The sequence below is a fragment of the Streptomyces sp. NPDC102259 genome (genome assembly GCF_044766465.1).
GTDB lineage: Bacteria > Actinomycetota > Actinomycetes > Streptomycetales > Streptomycetaceae > Streptomyces.
Genome location: NZ_JBIWMA010000005.1, coordinates 297,074 through 312,058, shown reverse-complemented (window position 1 = coordinate 312,058; position 14,985 = coordinate 297,074). Strand labels below are relative to the sequence as shown.

The window sequence follows — 14,985 nt, the reverse complement described above, 5'->3', positions numbered from 1 at the left end:
GTCCCGAACTCTGGTTCGCTCACCGTTCCTCGGGTGTTCTTCGAGGTCATGTACGGTGTCGAACACCATTGGAACATCAGGAGCGTCCCGTTATGTCCCAGGAACTGCGCGCCGTCGAGTGGACCGGAACCGGCCTCGCGCTGATCGACCAGACCGCTCTTCCGCATCGCACCGTGACCGTCGATGTCCACGATGTGGACACCCTGGTCGACGCGATCCAGCGGCTGGTCGTGCGCGGCGCCCCCGCGATCGGCGCCGCGGGCGGGTACGGCGTCGCGATCGCACTGCTCCAGGGTGAGCGCGAGGGCTGGACGGAGAACGAGACGCGCGAGGCCGTCGCCCGCGTCCGCGAGGCGCGCCCGACCGCCGTCAACCTCATGGTGTGCGTGGACCGGGTCATGACCCGCTTCGACGAGGGGCTCGACGCGGTCCTGGCGGAGGCGGCCGCGGTCCAGCGCGAGGACGTCGAGGCCAACCGTGCGATGGGCGCGTTCGGCGCGGACTGGCTGCTGAAGCGGGTCGGCGACGACCGCCCGCTGCGGATCCTGACGCACTGCAACACCGGCGCGCTGGCCACCGCGGGATGGGGCACCGCCCTCGGTGTCATACGCGAACTGCACGCGCGCGGACGCCTCGAGGTCGTCTACGCCGACGAGACCCGCCCGCTGCTCCAGGGCTCGCGCCTGACCGCCTGGGAGCTGGTCCAGGAGGGCATCCCGCACTTCGTCCAGGCCGACGGGGCCGCCGCCGGCACCATCCTGCGCGGCCAGGTCGACGCGGCGATCGTGGGCGCCGACCGCATCGCGGCCAACGGCGACACCGCCAACAAGGTCGGCACCGTGGGGGTCGCCCTCGCCTGCGCCGACGCGGGCATACCGTTCCTGGTGGCGGCGCCCACCACCACGGTCGATCTCTCGACGCCGGACGGCGCAGCCATCCACATCGAACTCCGCGGCGAGGACGAGGTGCTGGAGTGGGGCGGGGTGCGGACGGCGCCCGCCGAGTCGCGCGGCCACAACCCGGCGTTCGACGTCACCCCGGGCCGACTGGTGACGGGCCTGGTGACCGAGCGGGGCGTCCTGGAGGTGTCCACGGGGGAGTTGCCCGGGGACCGGCTGCGCTGAGCACACCACTTCGCACACCACTGCGCGCACCGGCCGTGCCGGACACACCGAAGGCCACGGTCGGGGGACCGTGGCCTTTCGCGTGACCCGCGTGACCCGCGTGACCCGCGTGTCCGTCGTGGTCAGCGCCGCGTCAGCTCCAGCTCCAGGAGCCATTCGACGACCTCGGTGTGGTGGCGGGCCTGGCGCGGGGTGTCGCCCCACACGTACAGGCCGTGCCCGGCCACGACGACCGCCGGCATCCGGGTTTCGCGGGCCGCCTCCAGCCGGTCGCCGAGGACCTTCATGTCCTGGCTGTTGGCGATGACCGGCAGCGTCACCTCGACGTCGTGCGCCGGCTGGCCGAGGCCCTTGAGCATCTCCAGGTCCTTGAAGACGATCCCGCCCGGGTGCCGGTGGCCGAGCGCCACCGAGGCCACCGTGTGCACGTGCACGACCGCACCGGCACCGGTCAGCGCGGCCACGCGCGCGTGCAGCTCGGCCTCGGCGGACGGCTTGCCCCCCTGCACGGCGGCACCGTCCCCGTCGACCAGCACCACGTCCGCGGGCGTCAGTTCACCCTTGTCGTGGCCGCTCGCGGTGACCGCGAGCCGCAGCGGATCGCGGGTGAGCACGACCGACAGGTTGCCGGAGGTGCCCCGCATCCAGCCGAAGGAGGCGAACCGGGCGGACTCGGCGGCGAGGACCGCCCCCGCCTCCTCCAGGTCGAGTGCGGTGAGGTCGGCGGTCATGAGGTGCTCCTGGAGTTGCTGACGGCGATCTCGTCGAACGTCCCCGCTTGTGCGTGGTCGCCGACGCCCTGCTGGAAATACGGTTCTCCCGGCCGCCGGATCCCGACCGCGTGCCAGCCGGCCTCGCGGGCCGCGTCCAGCTCCCCCGGCCGGTCGGAGAGGAAGAGCAGCCGGTCGGCCGGCACGCCGGTCGAGACGGCGATACGGCGGTACGACTCCGGCTCCTGCTTGGGGCCGGCGTTCTCGGTGTCGTACAGACCGGAGACGAGCGAGGTCAGGTCGCCCGCCGGGCTGTTGGTGAACCAGGCCCGCTGGGCGGACACCGAACCCGACGAGTAGACGTACAGCCGCAGCCCCGCCGCGTGCCAGGCGCGCAGCCGCGGCACGACGTCGTCGTAGAAGTGCGAGACGAGGTCGCCGCGTGCGAAGCCCTCGGACCAGATGACGCCCTGGAGGCTCTTCAGCGGGGTCGCCTTGCGGTCCTCGTCGAGCCAGGCGTTCAGCGTCTTCTCGATCGTGGCCGCGTCGGCGTCCGGCCGGTCCGTCAGCTCCCGCACCTGCTCGATCGCCCGTGCCACCGCGGGCTCCCCGGCCCGCTCGGTGAGCAGTTCGGCGAAGCGGGCGCGCGAGTACGGGTACAGCACGTCCACCACGAAGCCCGTGGCGCTCGTGGTGCCCTCGATGTCGAGCACCACGGCGTCCACGTCGTACGTCAGGCCGCGCACGCTCACGCGGCGGCCCGGTCGGCCTCGTAGCCGGCCGCGATCGTGTCGTAGTCCGGGAAGCGGCCGGCGATGGTGGAGCCGGTGAAGCTGCCGATCCAGCCGTCCTCCTCGTGGAAGAAGCGGATCGCCGTGAACGACGGCCGGGTGCCCATGTCGAACCAGTGGGTGGTGCCGCGCGGCACGCCCAGCAGATCGCCCTTCTCGCAGAGGACGGCGTGCACCTCGGCGTTCACGTGCAGGTAGAAGATGCCGGAGCCGGAGACGAAGAAGCGGACCTCGTCGTCGTCGTCGTGGGTGTGCTCCTGGAGGAACTTCTCGCGGGCCGCCTTCGCCTTCGCCGGGAACTCCGGGTCGTCGCTCGGGTGCAGGCCGAGGACGTCGACGGTGGTGAAGCCCTCCTCCTCGTTCAGCTTCTCGATCTCCGGGCCGTACGCCGCGAACACCGTCTCGCTGTCGGCGTCGAACGGCACGTCCGAGCGGACCGGCCACTGTTCGTAGCGCACGCCCAGCGGCTCGAGGGCCGCGGCGATCTCGACGGGGTCGGAGGTGCGGCGGACCAGGGTCTCCGGGCCGGACTCGGGCCAGGTCGTCAGCAGCGTCATGGAAGCAACTCCAGGATTCTGAAAGGGATGTCCGGATACCGAGACGGATCGGACGGGGAGGGGAAGGGCGAGGCGGGCGGCGAGGACGGTCACTCAGCCGCGACACAGCGCGCCGGGACAGCGCCGCATGCGGGGCATGCGCAGCGCGTTCGCGCGATATGTGGTCATCGGGGCCTCACTGTGCCGGGTCGGATGCCGGTTCCGTGATGGTAACTCCCGGCGGCACGTCCACCGCCTGTGACGTAATCGTTGTCTCGGGTATTGAGATGCGGCGTCCATTCCTTTGACGGGTGGCTGGAATCGTTCTCATGATCTGCATATGAAGACGCTGCTGCTCGTGCGGCGGCTGTACGTGGACTTGCTCCGGTCGACCACAGCCAGCTGTCGCTGACCCCTCCCGGAGCTCCGACGCGCCCCCGTTCCCGGGGCGCCGCCCGCCACGCGCGGTGGCTTGTTCCCGTCCTTCGCTCCGGGCTCACGCATCCCTGCTTCGCCTCCCCTCCGCCCCACCCCTCTGCGTCACCCCGCACCTGGAGCCCCTCATGTCCCGTGTCCGTCTGCCTCTCGCCGCGCTCTCGCTGGCCTCCGTCTCCGCTCTCGTCCTCTCCGGCTGCGCGCAGTCCACGGACGCCTCGAAGGACACCGGCAACGCCGCTGCCTCGGCCTCCGCCGCCACCGGCAAGAAGCCCGCCCCCTTCAGCGCGGGGGCGGTCAAGGTGGCCCTGGTCCGGCAGAGCGGCGCCGGCGACTACTTCGAGCAGTGGGGCAACGGCGCGAAGGCCCAGGCCAAGGCGCTCGGCATCGGCCTGACCGTGTACGACGCCCAGGCCGACAACGCCAAGCAGGCCACCGACCTGTCCTCGGCGATCAACTCCGGGGCGAAGGCGATCATCATCGACCACGGCTTCCCGGCGACCATCCAGCCGGAGATCGACAAGGCCGTGAAGAAGGGCATCAAGGTCGTCGTCTACGACGTCGAGACCGCCACCGAGGGTGTCGTCTCCACCAAGCAGGACGACGCGAGCATGGCCCAGGCCGTCCTCGACGTGATGGCCAAGGAGGTCGGCAAGAACGCCAAGGTCGGCTACGTCAACGTCGCCGGCTACGCGGCCCTCGACAAGCGCGACAGCGTCTGGAAGTCGACGGTGACCTCGCAGGCCTGGAAGCAGCAGTTCAAGGTCGGCAAGGTCACCGACTCCACGGCCACCGACAACGTTCCCCTCGTCTCCGCCGCGCTCACCCAGCACTCCGACGTGGCCGGCGTCTTCGCGCCCTACGACGAGCTGGCCAAGGGCACCGTGCTCGCCGTGCAGAACAAGAAGCTCCAGGACAAGGTGAAGGTCTTCGGCGCCGACGTCTCCAACGCCGACATCCAGCAGATGACCGCCGCCGACAGCCCCTGGGTCGCCACGGCGGGCACCGACCCGTCCGCGGTCGGCGCGGCCGTCGTGCGCACCACCGCGCTGGAGCTGGCCGGTCAGTTGAACAAGACCTCCGTCGAGTTCCCGGCCGTCGCCATCACGCAGGACTTCCTGCGCGAGAAGAAGATCGCGAACATGGACCAGCTGCGGGAGGCGCTGCCCGCGCTGAACCTGTCGCAGGTCTCCACCGCGGACTGGATCTCGAATGTCGCCCACTGAGGCCGGCCCTTCGCAGGCCGTCCCGGCGATCGGTCTCACCGACGTCAGCATGGCCTTCGGCGGCAAGACGGTGCTCGCCTCCGTCACCCTCGACATCGCACCGGGCAGCGTCGTCGCGCTGCTCGGCGCGAACGGCGCCGGCAAGTCCACGCTGATCAAGATCCTCTCCGGCGTCCACACGGACCACGGCGGCGAGGTGCGCGTCGACGGCACACCGGTCGCCCTCGCCTCTCCGCTGGCCGCCCGTCAGCTGGGCATCCAGACGGTGCACCAGCGGATCGGCGAGGGCATCGTGCCCGGCCTCACGGTCGCCGAGAACCTGGTCTTCGAGGAGCTCGCGCAGAAACGCGGCAACCCGTTCCTGAGCGGCCGGAGCACGCTCGCCCGCGCCCGCGAGATCCAGGCCGGCCTCGGCCTGGACTGGCGCGACCCGGTGCTCAAACAGGACGTCGGCGAACTCGGCATCTCCGACCGGCAGTTGCTGATCCTGGCCCGCGCGCTGGCCACCCGCCCCCGGCTGCTCATCCTCGACGAGCCGACCTCAGCCCTCTCCGCCGCCGAGGCGCAGCGGCTGTTCGCGCTCGTCGGCAGGATGCGCGAGGACGGCATCGCCGTGCTCTACGTCTCCCACCGGCTCGGCGAGATCGACGCGCTCGCCGACCGGCTGGTCGTACTGCGCGACGGTCTCCTGACCGAGGACCAGACCAAGCCCTTCGACTGGGACGCGGCCCTGCGCGCGATGCTGCGACACGGGCCGGCCCGGCAGGCCCACGAGGCGACGAGCACGCGGCCCGCCAGGGAAGGAGCCGAAGGGGCGGTCGCCCTCTCGCTGCGCGGTGTGCGGCTCTTCGAAGGCCGAGACCCCCTCGACCTCGACCTGCGCTCCGGCGAGGTCACCGGCGTCGTGGGCCTGCTGGGCGCGGGCAAGACCGAGCTGGCCCGCGGCCTGTTCGGCGCGGAGCCCTTCACCACCGGCGCCGTGCAACTGGACGGTACGGCCTACGCGCCCCGCCGCCCCTCCGACGCCATCCGCGCCGGCGTCCACCTCGTTCCCGAGGACCGGCACGCCGACGCCCTGGTGCCCGGCTGGTCGGTCGCGCGCAACATCTCGCTGCCGTTCCTGAAGTCCTTCTCCCGGGCAGGCCTCATGAACGGGGCGAAGGAGGACGCCCTGGGCCGCGAGACGATCGACGCCCTCGGTGTCGTCACCCGCGACGAGCACAGCACCGTCGAGGAACTGTCCGGCGGCAACCAGCAGAAGGTCGTCGTCGGCCGCTGGCTGGCCCACACGCCGCGTGTCCTCATCCTGGACGAGCCGTTCCGAGGCGTGGACATCGGCGCCCGGCGCGACATCGGCCGCCGGGCCCGCGCCCTCGCCGCCGAGGGCGCGGCCGTCCTCGTCCTGTCCGCCGACGTCGACGAGGTCCTGGAGGTGGCCGACCGGGTCGTCGTCCTCGCGGCCGGTGAGGTCCATCTCGACGCGTACGGCGAAGACGCGGAACGCGACCGCGTGATCCAGACCATCTCGGCGTCCGTCTGATGCCGGCCCGCCCCCACGAAGGCCCAGGAAGCACCCCATGACCACCACCCAGAGCACCGAGGTCCCCACCAAGGCGGCGATCCGGCCGGCGACCAGCACGGCGGTGCGCGTCCAGAACGCCGTGATCAAGTACGGCTTCATCTTCGTGACGGTCGTGCTGTTCCTGTACTTCGCGCTGAGCGAGGGCTCCTTCCGCGAGTCGGCCACCCTGCTCGACACCCTGCGGTACGTCTCCGTCGCCGCGATCCTCGGGCTCGGCGTCACCCTCACCATGGCCGTCGGCGGGATGGACATGTCCGTCGGCGCCGTCGCCGGACTGGGCGTCTCCGTCGCCGCGCAGACGATGGTCGTCTTCAACCAGGTCGGCACGGTCGCGATCCTCGCGGTCCTGGTGGCGGGCGCGCTCGCCGGCCTGCTCAACGCCCTGCTGATCGTCGTACTGAAGATCCCCGACATGCTCGCCACGCTCGGCACGATGTTCGTCATCCAGGGCAGCAAGCTGATCCTCGTCGACGGCCAGTCGATCACTCCCGGCATGACGATGTCCGACGGGTCCACCGCGCCCGGCAGGTTCACCGACGGCTTCCTGAAGATCGACCGCGGCACGGTCCTCGGCATCCCGATCTCCGTGCTGATCTTCGGCGGTCTGACGATCGCCGCCTGGGTCTTCCTCGCCCGCACCCGCTGGGGCCGCGTCCTGTACGCCATCGGCGCCAACCCCGAGGCCGCCCGGCTGGCCGGCATCCGCGTCGGCGCCTACCGCTCCCTGGCCTACGTCATCTCCGGCGTGCTCGCCTCGGTGGGCGGCCTCATCCTGGCGTCCAGGATCGGCCAGGGCGATGTGTCGGCCGGCACCTCCCAGCTGCTGGAGGCGGTGGCGGTGGCACTCGTCGGCACCTCCGTCCTGGGCCGCGGCCGGCCGAACGTCTGGGGCACCGCCCTCGGCGCGGTGCTCATCGGCATCATCACCACCGGCCTGACCATCAAGGGTCTGCCGTACTACACGCAGGACGTCGTCGAGGGCGCGGTGCTGATCCTCGCCCTGGTCTTCAGCTTCACCCTGTCCAAGCGCCGCACCGCATAAGGGAGTTCACGACCATGGGCTACCGCATCCTGGAGACCGACGACATCCCCGCCTACCTGGGCGAGCGGGGCCACTGGGAGGACCTCGCGGACATCCGGGTCCGGGAGGTGTCGGACGGCAACATGAACCGGGTGTTCCTGGCCTCCTCCGCCGACGGCACCCGCAGCCTGGCCGTCAAGCAGGCTCTGCCCTGGGTCCGCGTCGCCGGCCCCTCCTGGCCGATGAACCCCGACCGCGCCGACGCCGAGGCCCGCGCCTACGAGCAGGTCGCCAAGGTCGCCCCCGACAAGATCCCGGTGGTGCACGGCTACGACCCCGAGAACTACGCCCTCGTCATGGAGGACATGTCCGACCTCGAGGTGCTGCGCACGCTGCTCAACGAGGGCGCGGCCTACGGCCCGCACATCTCGGCGAGGATCGGCGAGTTCGTCGCCCAGTTCGCCTTCGCCACCAGCGACTTCGGCATGCCGTCCGCCGAACGCAAGGCGCTGATCGCGGCCTCCGTCAGCCCGGAGCTGTGCAAGATCACCGAGGACGTCGTGCTGTCCGAGCCGTACGTCGAGCACGAACACAACCACTGGCACCCCGGCCTCGACGACCTGGCGGCCGCCTTCCGTGCCGACAGCCGGCTGCGCACCGAGGTCGCCGACCTCCGCCACACCTTCATGACCAGCGCCCAGGCCCTCCTGCACGGTGACCTGCACACCGGCAGCGTCATGGTCGGCACCCGCGAAGGCGCGCCCGTCGTCCGGGTCTTCGACCCCGAGTTCTCCTTCGTCGGGCCCATCGGCTACGACCTCGGCCTGTACTGGGCCAACGTGCTGGTCTCCGAGGAACGGGCCCGCGCCCTCGGCGTCCTGGCCGACCACACCGACCAACTCCGCCTGACCTGGGAGGCGTTCGAGGCCGAGTTCCGCCGTCTGTGGCCGACCCGCGTCGACGCCTTCTTCGACGACGCCTATCTCGACCGCTTCCTGCGCCGCGTCTGGACCGACTCCGTCGGCTACGCCGGCACGGAGATCGTCCGCCGCATCATCGGCTTCGCCCACCTGACCGACCTGACGACCCTGCCGGACCCGGTACCCGCGTCCCGGCGGTCCCTGCTCCTGGGCCGCGAACTGATCGTGCGACGCGAGGAACTGACGGACGTCGACGCGGTACGGGCGCTCGTGGAGTCGCTGGGCTGACCGGCCCGGGGACGGCCGCTCACTCGACGTCGAACCACTCCTTGCCCGCCGCCCAGTGCGCCACCCAGCCCGCGAAGCCGGGCGCGCAGGTCGTGCGCCCGGACTCCGCGTCGAACGGCAGGGCACCCACGTCGGTCACCAGCCATATCCGCCCCCGGTGGGGGCCGGTGACGACGAGGTGCCAGTTCATCGCGCAGCCGTCCGTCCCCAGCACGACGGAACCGTGGTTGAGCACCTGCTCCACGACCGCCTCGGGGTCGTCGTCCTCATGGGGGGCGTCCTCCTCCCACAGCCACTGCCGCGTGAGCGGGAACGGCTTGGCCAGGTCCCGGCGCGCCTCGTCGTCGCCCCAGTCCGAGGGCAACTCGGCCAGCCCCACGAGGCCGTACTCCGGCGGCCCCTGGAACGACCCGTCGGCCACCTCCGCCACGAACGTGCGGTACGGCTCCGGCAGCACCACCCCGTGCTCCGTCTCGAAGGCGCGCACGGCCTCCCAGCCGAGCGCCGACTCCCCGCCGTCGTCCACGGCGAAGGCCTTCCGCAGGGCCGCCAGTTCGGCGGGATCCGCCTGATCGATGTCCATGTCCCCAGGAAAGCACCCGGCACTGACAACCCGACCGCCGCGAGGGCGAACGGGCATGCGGAAGGGGCGGCTCCATAGGGGTGGAGCCGCCCCTTCCTGTTCCGGCCCCGGTACGGAGGGGCCGTCCCCGACGCCGGCCCGGGTCAGGGGAGCGGGCCGGCGGAGGATCTTCCGGAGGGTCTCTTCTCCGGGTGAGCCGGACCTACTTCTTGTCGAGCAGGTCCTGGACCTTGCCGCGGACGTCGTCCGTGGCGAGGCCGCGGATCGTCAGCGTCGTACGGCGGCGCAGCACGTCGTCCGCCGTCTGAGCCCACTCGTTGTCGCGGGCGTAGACGACCTGCGCCCAGATCTCGGGGGCCTCCGGGTGGACGCGCTCGCCCAGCTCGGGGTTGTCGTTGGCCAGCCGGGCGATGTCGAAGGCCAGCGAGCCGTAGTGGGTCGCCAGGTGCCGGGCGGTGTCGGCCGCCATGCGCGGGCCGGGCGCCGGATTGTCGACCAGCAGACGGTGGGCGACCGCGCGCGGGTTGGCGACGCCGGGCAGCGGCAGCTTCTTCGGCAGCGAGGAGATCGGCTCGAAGTCGTCGCCCAGCGGGTGGCCGGGCAGCGCCTCCAGCTTCTGCATGACCGTACGGCCGATGTGCCGGAAGGTCGTCCACTTGCCGCCGGCGACGGACAGCATGCCGCCCCTCCCCTCGGTCACCACGGTCTCGCGCTTGGCCTTCGCCGTGCTGCCGGGACCGCCCGGCAGCACCCGCAGGCCCGCGAAGGCGTACGTGATCAGGTCCCGGTCCAGCTGCTGGTCGCGGATGGAGAACGCGGCCTCGTCGAGTATCTGGGCGGTGTCCTTCTCGGTGACCGAGACGTCCGCCGGGTCGCCCTCGAACTCCTCGTCGGTGGTGCCGAGCAGCAGCATGTCCTCCCAGGGGAGGGCGAAGGTGATGCGGTACTTGTCGATGGGGGTCGCGAGCGCGGCCTTCCAGGGGGCGGTGCGCTTGAGGACCAGGTGGGCGCCCTTGGAGAGGCGGATGGACGGAGCCGCGTTCGGGTCCTCCATCTTGCGCAGGTGGTCGACCCACGGGCCGGTCGCGTTCAGCACCAGCCGGGCGCTCACGCCGAACTCGTCACCGGAGAGCCGGTCGCGCAGTTCGGCGCCCGTGACCCGGCCCTTGGTGAAGCGCAGCCCGGAGACCTCGGCGTGGTTGAGGACGACGGCGCCCGCCTCGACGGCCGCGCGGACCGTCATCAGCGCCATGCGCGCGTCGTTCATCTGGTCGTCGCCGTACACGGCCACGGCCTTGAGGTTGTCGGTGCGCAGTTCGGGCACGTCCTGCGCGGCCTTGGCCGGGGACAGGAGGTGACCGACGCCGTCGCCGAACGCCGACAGTGCGGAGTAGGCGAAGACGCCCGCCCCGAGCTTCGCCGCGCCGTGCGGCCCGCCCTTGTACACGGGGAGGTAGAACGTGAGCGGGTTCGCCAGGTGGGGGGCCACCTGGCGGGAGACCGCACGGCGCTCGAAGTGGTTCTCCGCCACCAGCTTCACCGCGCCGGTCTGCAGGTAGCGCAGACCGCCGTGGAGAAGCTTGGAGGAGGCGGAGGAGGTGGCGCCGGCGAAGTCGCCGGCGTCGACCAGAGCCACCCTGAGCCCGGACTGTGCGGCGTGCCAGGCGGTGGAGATGCCCAGGATGCCGCCGCCGATGACGAGAAGGTCGAACGACGCCTTGGAGAGCTGTTCCCGGGTCTCGGCACGGCTCGGGTTGGAGCCGGACGCCGGGTGCGTCCCCAGGGCAGGCACGGACTTCAGGGTGGTCTGACTGGTCATGTGGGGTTCTTACTCCTCGTCCTCGAGCCAGCCCATGGTCCGCTCGACGGCCTTGAGCCAGCTCTTGTACTCACGGTCGCGGGTCTCCGCGTCCATGCGGGGGGTCCACTCGGCGGCCCGGCGCCAGTTGGCGCGCAGATCGTCGGTGCTCGTCCAGAAGCCGACGGCGAGACCGGCGGCGTAGGCGGCGCCGAGGCAGGTCGTCTCGGCGACCATCGGGCGCACCACGGGGGCGTCCACGAAGTCCGAGAGCGTCTGCATCAGCAGGTTGTTGGAGGTCATGCCGCCGTCGACCTTGATCGCCGCGAGCTCGACGCCGGAGTCCTTCGTCATGGCGTCGGTGATCTCACGGGTCTGCCAGGCCGTGGCCTCCAGAACGGCGCGCGCGAGGTGCGCCTTGGTGACGTACCGGGTGAGGCCGGCGATCACACCGCGGGCGTCGGAGCGCCAGTACGGGGCGAACAGACCGGAGAAGGCCGGCACGAAGTAGGCGCCGCCGTTGTCCTCGACCGAGAGCGCGAGGGTCTCGATCTCGGCGGCGGTGGAGATCAGGCCCATCTGGTCGCGCATCCACTGCACCAGCGAACCGGTGACGGCGATCGACCCTTCGAGGGCGTAGACCGCCTTCTGCTCGCCGATGCGGTAACCGACCGTGGTGAGCAGGCCGTTGTAGGAGTTGACCGGCTTCTCGCCGGTGTTCATCAGCAGGAACGTGCCGGTGCCGTACGTGGACTTGGCCTCGCCCTCGGCGAAACAGGTCTGGCCGAACAGGGCCGCCTGCTGGTCACCGAGCGCCGAGGCGACCGGGATGCCGCCGAGCAGGTCGCCGAGCTTGCCGCCGGTGATCTCGCCGTACACCTCGGCGGAGGAGCGGATCTCGGGGAGCATCGCCAGCGGGACGCCGATGGACTCGGCGATCTTGTCGTCCCACTCCATGGTGTGCAGGTTCATCAGCATGGTGCGGGAGGCGTTGGTGACGTCGGTGACGTGCCGGCCGCCGTTCACACCGCCCGTCAGGTTCCAGATGACCCAGCTGTCCATGGTGCCGAAGAGGATGTCGCCCGCCTCGGCACGCTCGCGCAGACCCTCGACGTTGTCGAGCAGCCAGCGCGCCTTCGGACCGGCGAAGTACGAGGCCAGGGGGAGGCCCGTCTCGCGGCGGAAGCGGTCCTGGCCGACGTTGCGGCCGAGCTCCTTGCAGAGCGCGTCGGTGCGGGTGTCCTGCCAGACGATGGCGTTGTGGACGGGCTGACCGGTGTTCTTGTCCCACAGCAGCGTCGTCTCGCGCTGGTTGGTGATGCCGATGGCCTTGATGTCGTCGCGGGTGATGCCGGCCTTCGCGATGGCGGAGGCGACGACCTCCTCGACGTTGGTCCAGATCTCGTTGGCGTCGTGCTCGACCCAGCCCGGCTTCGGGAAGATCTGCTCGTGCTCCTTCTGGTCGACGGAGACGATACGGCCGTCCCGGTCGAAGACGATGCAGCGCGAGGAGGTGGTGCCCTGGTCGATGGCGGCGATGAAGGGGCCGGCGGTGTGCGCGTCGGTCACGGTGTGCTCCTGGGGTTCCGTGGTGAGGGGGCTGTCTGTACGGCGCTGATGACTACGCGGTGTGGCTGGTGCTCTTAAGCAAAAGCGACGTTGTAGATACCCGCAGCGATCGCGCCGCCGATCAGCGGACCGACCACCGGGATCCAGGCGTAGCTCCAGTCGGAGCCGCCCTTGTTGGGCAGGGGCAGGAGGGCGTGCACGATGCGCGGACCGAGGTCACGGGCCGGGTTGATCGCGTAGCCGGTCGGGCCGCCGAGGGACAGACCGATCGAGACGACCACCAGCGCGGTGATCAGCGCGCCCAGGTTGCCCAGGCCGTTGCCCTTGTCGTTCAGGCCCTGCGTGAGCACGGCGAGGACGAGCACGATGGTGCCGATGATCTCCGTGGCGAGGTTCTGCCAGACGACCCGGATCTCCGGGCCGGTGGAGAAGACGCCCAGGACCGGGCCGGCGCCCTGTTCGCGCGCCTCGACGGACTTGGCCTTCGCGGCCTCCGCGTCCGGCTCGCCGACGATCTCCTTGTCGGTGAGGTGCGCGTGGAACTGGCCGTAGTAGGCGACCCAGACCAGGGTGGCGCCGATGGCGGCACCGAGCAGCTGCCCGGCCCAGTAGACCGGAACGTTGCTCCAGTCGTCGTCCTTGATCGCGAGTGCGAGCGTGACCGCCGGGTTGAGATGGGCGCCCGAGAGGGGCGCCGAGGTGTAGACAGCCGTCAGAACGGCGAAACCCCACCCGAAGGTGATGGCGAGCCAGCCGGCGTTACGGGCCTTGGAGGCCTTCAGCGTGACGGCGGCGCAGACGCCACCGCCCAGCAGGATGAGTATGGCGGTACCGATGGTCTCGCCGATGAAGATGTCGGAGCTGGACACCCGCGACTCCTTTGTCCTTCGTCCAGGAAGCCGAACCCCGGGTCCCGCCGGGGGTTCGAGCGCCCTCGGGGGTGAGAGCGATGCCGGCCTTTGGCGTTGTCACACTCTAGCGCGTATTGCCGTTAGGTGTTCGACAATGTCGACCGGTGGACGGGAGTCTTGCCCCGGTGTTACGTGTGCGTCAAGAGTGTTGTTCTCGAAAGCGCGATCGTTATTGATCGCCACGAGTTATCGATCTTCGCGTCGGTGCGCATGCTCTCGCCCTGTTTGCCCAGTTCGGGCGGCTATTGCGGCGTATGGCAAAGGCCGGAACGTCAAGGGCCGGAACGTCGAAGGACGTCCCGGCCTGCTCTTACGTGCTTCTCAGGAGCGAGGGGTCGGCGGCGGGTCGAGCCGTGCGCCGACGGTGCGTCGAGCGGGGCCGCTCAGAAACGCCCGGCGCCCAGGTCGCGCGAGACCGCGCGGGCGCAGTCCCGCACCGCGGCGATCAGCTCGGGGCGCACCTCGCCGTCCCGGCCCAGCCGCTCCACCGCGCCGGTGATGCCGACCGCGCCCACGGGCATGCGCCGCCGGTCGTGGATGGGCGCGGCGATGGAGGCGACGCCCTCCCAGGTCTCCTCGACGTCGGCCGCGTACCCCCGCGCGCGGGTCAGGTCGAGGACCCGCTCGAAGGCCTCCGGTTCGCACACCGTGCGGTCCGTGAACGGCTTGCGCTCGGCCTCCAGGACCTCACTGTGCGCGACCGGGTCGTAGGCGGAGAGGACCTTGCCCAGGGCGGTGGAGTGCAGCGGCTGCATGGCCCCGATCTCCAGCACCTGTCGGCTGTCGTCGGGCCGGAACACGTGGTGCACGATCAGTACGCCCTGCTGGTGCAGCACCCCCAGGTGGACGCTCTCGCCGCTGGACCGGGCCAGGTCGTCCGTCCACACGAGGGCACGCGCGCGTAGCTCGTGCACGTCCAGATAGGTGGTGCCCAGGCGCAGCAGCTCCGCGCCCAGCTGGTAGCGCCCGGAGGCGTCGTCCTGCTCGACGAAGCCCTCGTGCTGGAGGGTGCGCAGGATGCCGTGGGCGGTGGCCTTGGCCAGGCCTGTGGACGAGGCGATGTCCGACAGGCCCAGTCGCCGCTCGCCGCCGGCGAGCAGCCGCAGCATCGCGGCCGCACGTTCGACCGACTGGATGTTCCGTGCCATCGCCGTCCTGCCTCCGTCCCCTCGACCGTCAACGCGCGGCATCAAGTGCCGTCGTTCGGCAATGTCGAACACTACCGGTCCATGTCGACCTCTCGCTAATGTTCGGTCGATACGTGTTACGCCATTCGCCTCCACGCAGTGACGCGGCCGTCGCACGCTCGTGTTCCGGTGGCGCTCCGCTCGTGTTCCGGTGGCGCTCCGCTCGTGCCCGGCTCCAGCCCGGCTCGTGGCCGCCCCGGGAAAGGCCGCCACACCCGTCCGTCCCGTGGACGCCCCTGACCATAAGGCCTCCGTCCCGGCTACCCTGACGGCGTGCGCTCGTCTCGGGAAGCCTTCCTGCCCG

Annotated in this window: 13 protein-coding genes; 5 read left to right on the top strand and 8 right to left on the bottom strand. The window is 70.9% G+C overall.

Annotated features, from left to right (window positions below):
- Positions 1 to 92: 92 nt before the first annotated feature.
- Positions 93 to 1,124: an S-methyl-5-thioribose-1-phosphate isomerase gene (gene mtnA, locus ACIRPU_RS15590; RefSeq protein WP_403866872.1), complete on the top strand. Its 1,032-nt coding sequence runs from the start codon at positions 93 to 95 to the stop codon at positions 1,122 to 1,124.
- Between the two features lie 122 nt (positions 1,125 to 1,246).
- Here mtnA and mtnB read toward each other — a convergent pair whose 3' ends face one another.
- Genes mtnB through ACIRPU_RS15575 form a run of 3 tightly spaced genes read right to left on the bottom strand, consistent with a single transcriptional unit; the run spans position 1,247 to position 3,182 of the window.
- Complete coding sequence (gene mtnB / locus ACIRPU_RS15585; protein ID WP_403866868.1) at positions 1,247 to 1,855, bottom strand: methylthioribulose 1-phosphate dehydratase; 609 nt, start codon at positions 1,853 to 1,855, stop codon at positions 1,247 to 1,249.
- Positions 1,852 to 2,586: an acireductone synthase gene (gene mtnC / locus ACIRPU_RS15580; RefSeq protein WP_403866865.1), complete on the bottom strand. Its 735-nt coding sequence runs from the start codon at positions 2,584 to 2,586 to the stop codon at positions 1,852 to 1,854. The genes mtnB and mtnC overlap by 4 nt, the downstream gene beginning before the upstream one ends.
- Entirely contained in the window at positions 2,583 to 3,182 is a 600-nt protein-coding gene (locus ACIRPU_RS15575) for a 1,2-dihydroxy-3-keto-5-methylthiopentene dioxygenase (RefSeq protein WP_403866862.1), read from the bottom strand. Before ACIRPU_RS15575 ends, mtnC begins: the two co-directional genes overlap by 4 nt.
- A gap of 542 nt (positions 3,183 to 3,724) precedes the next feature.
- Here ACIRPU_RS15575 and ACIRPU_RS15570 point away from each other — a divergent pair.
- From ACIRPU_RS15570 to mtnK, 4 genes are read left to right on the top strand one after another with little or no spacing between them, the layout of a single operon-like run.
- On the top strand, positions 3,725 to 4,822 hold the full coding sequence (locus ACIRPU_RS15570; RefSeq protein WP_403866859.1) for a substrate-binding domain-containing protein: 1,098 nt from the start codon (positions 3,725 to 3,727) through the stop codon (positions 4,820 to 4,822).
- Positions 4,809 to 6,362: a sugar ABC transporter ATP-binding protein gene (locus ACIRPU_RS15565; RefSeq protein ID WP_403866856.1), complete on the top strand. Its 1,554-nt coding sequence runs from the start codon at positions 4,809 to 4,811 to the stop codon at positions 6,360 to 6,362. The genes ACIRPU_RS15570 and ACIRPU_RS15565 overlap by 14 nt, the downstream gene beginning before the upstream one ends.
- A 37-nt stretch (positions 6,363 to 6,399) precedes the next feature.
- Positions 6,400 to 7,446: an ABC transporter permease gene (locus tag ACIRPU_RS15560; RefSeq protein ID WP_403866853.1), complete on the top strand. Its 1,047-nt coding sequence runs from the start codon at positions 6,400 to 6,402 to the stop codon at positions 7,444 to 7,446.
- 14 nt (positions 7,447 to 7,460) lie between these two features.
- Complete coding sequence (mtnK, locus tag ACIRPU_RS15555) at positions 7,461 to 8,633, top strand: S-methyl-5-thioribose kinase (protein WP_403866850.1); 1,173 nt, start codon at positions 7,461 to 7,463, stop codon at positions 8,631 to 8,633.
- Positions 8,634 to 8,652: 19 nt separating this feature from the next.
- On the opposite strand, the gene ACIRPU_RS15550 is transcribed toward mtnK, so the two are convergent.
- From ACIRPU_RS15550 to ACIRPU_RS15530, 5 genes are all read right to left on the bottom strand, one after another.
- Entirely contained in the window at positions 8,653 to 9,216 is a 564-nt protein-coding gene (locus ACIRPU_RS15550; RefSeq protein ID WP_403866848.1) for an SMI1/KNR4 family protein, read from the bottom strand.
- 202 nt (positions 9,217 to 9,418) lie between these two features.
- Positions 9,419 to 11,035, bottom strand: coding sequence for a glycerol-3-phosphate dehydrogenase/oxidase (locus ACIRPU_RS15545; RefSeq protein WP_355705082.1), 1,617 nt, complete (start codon positions 11,033 to 11,035; stop codon positions 9,419 to 9,421).
- A gap of 9 nt (positions 11,036 to 11,044) precedes the next feature.
- Complete coding sequence (glpK, locus tag ACIRPU_RS15540) at positions 11,045 to 12,583, bottom strand: glycerol kinase GlpK (RefSeq protein ID WP_355705083.1); 1,539 nt, start codon at positions 12,581 to 12,583, stop codon at positions 11,045 to 11,047.
- A 74-nt stretch (positions 12,584 to 12,657) separates the two neighbouring features.
- The gene (locus ACIRPU_RS15535) at positions 12,658 to 13,452 is read right to left on the bottom strand and encodes an MIP/aquaporin family protein (protein WP_355705084.1); all 795 of its coding nucleotides are present in this window, start codon (positions 13,450 to 13,452) and stop codon (positions 12,658 to 12,660) included.
- A gap of 425 nt (positions 13,453 to 13,877) precedes the next feature.
- Positions 13,878 to 14,642, bottom strand: coding sequence for an IclR family transcriptional regulator (locus ACIRPU_RS15530; protein WP_355705085.1), 765 nt, complete (start codon positions 14,640 to 14,642; stop codon positions 13,878 to 13,880).
- Between the last annotated feature and the right edge of the window lie 343 nt (positions 14,643 to 14,985).

Bases quoted from the DNA above. Each gene is read 5' to 3' on its own strand.
- mtnB (WP_403866868.1), bottom strand. From the start codon at position 1,855: ATGACCGCCGACCTCACCGCACTCGACCTGGAGGAGGCGGGGGCGGTC.
- ACIRPU_RS15560 (WP_403866853.1), top strand. From the start codon at position 6,400: ATGACCACCACCCAGAGCACCGAGGTCCCCACCAAGGCGGCGATCCGG.
- ACIRPU_RS15545 (WP_355705082.1), bottom strand. From the start codon at position 11,035: ATGACCAGTCAGACCACCCTGAAGTCCGTGCCTGCCCTGGGGACGCAC.
- ACIRPU_RS15575 (WP_403866862.1), bottom strand. From the start codon at position 3,182: ATGACGCTGCTGACGACCTGGCCCGAGTCCGGCCCGGAGACCCTGGTC.
- ACIRPU_RS15530 (WP_355705085.1), bottom strand. From the start codon at position 14,642: ATGGCACGGAACATCCAGTCGGTCGAACGTGCGGCCGCGATGCTGCGG.
- mtnK (WP_403866850.1), top strand. From the start codon at position 7,461: ATGGGCTACCGCATCCTGGAGACCGACGACATCCCCGCCTACCTGGGC.
- ACIRPU_RS15570 (WP_403866859.1), top strand. From the start codon at position 3,725: ATGTCCCGTGTCCGTCTGCCTCTCGCCGCGCTCTCGCTGGCCTCCGTC.
- ACIRPU_RS15565 (WP_403866856.1), top strand. From the start codon at position 4,809: ATGTCGCCCACTGAGGCCGGCCCTTCGCAGGCCGTCCCGGCGATCGGT.
- mtnA (WP_403866872.1), top strand. From the start codon at position 93: ATGTCCCAGGAACTGCGCGCCGTCGAGTGGACCGGAACCGGCCTCGCG.
- ACIRPU_RS15550 (WP_403866848.1), bottom strand. From the start codon at position 9,216: ATGGACATCGATCAGGCGGATCCCGCCGAACTGGCGGCCCTGCGGAAG.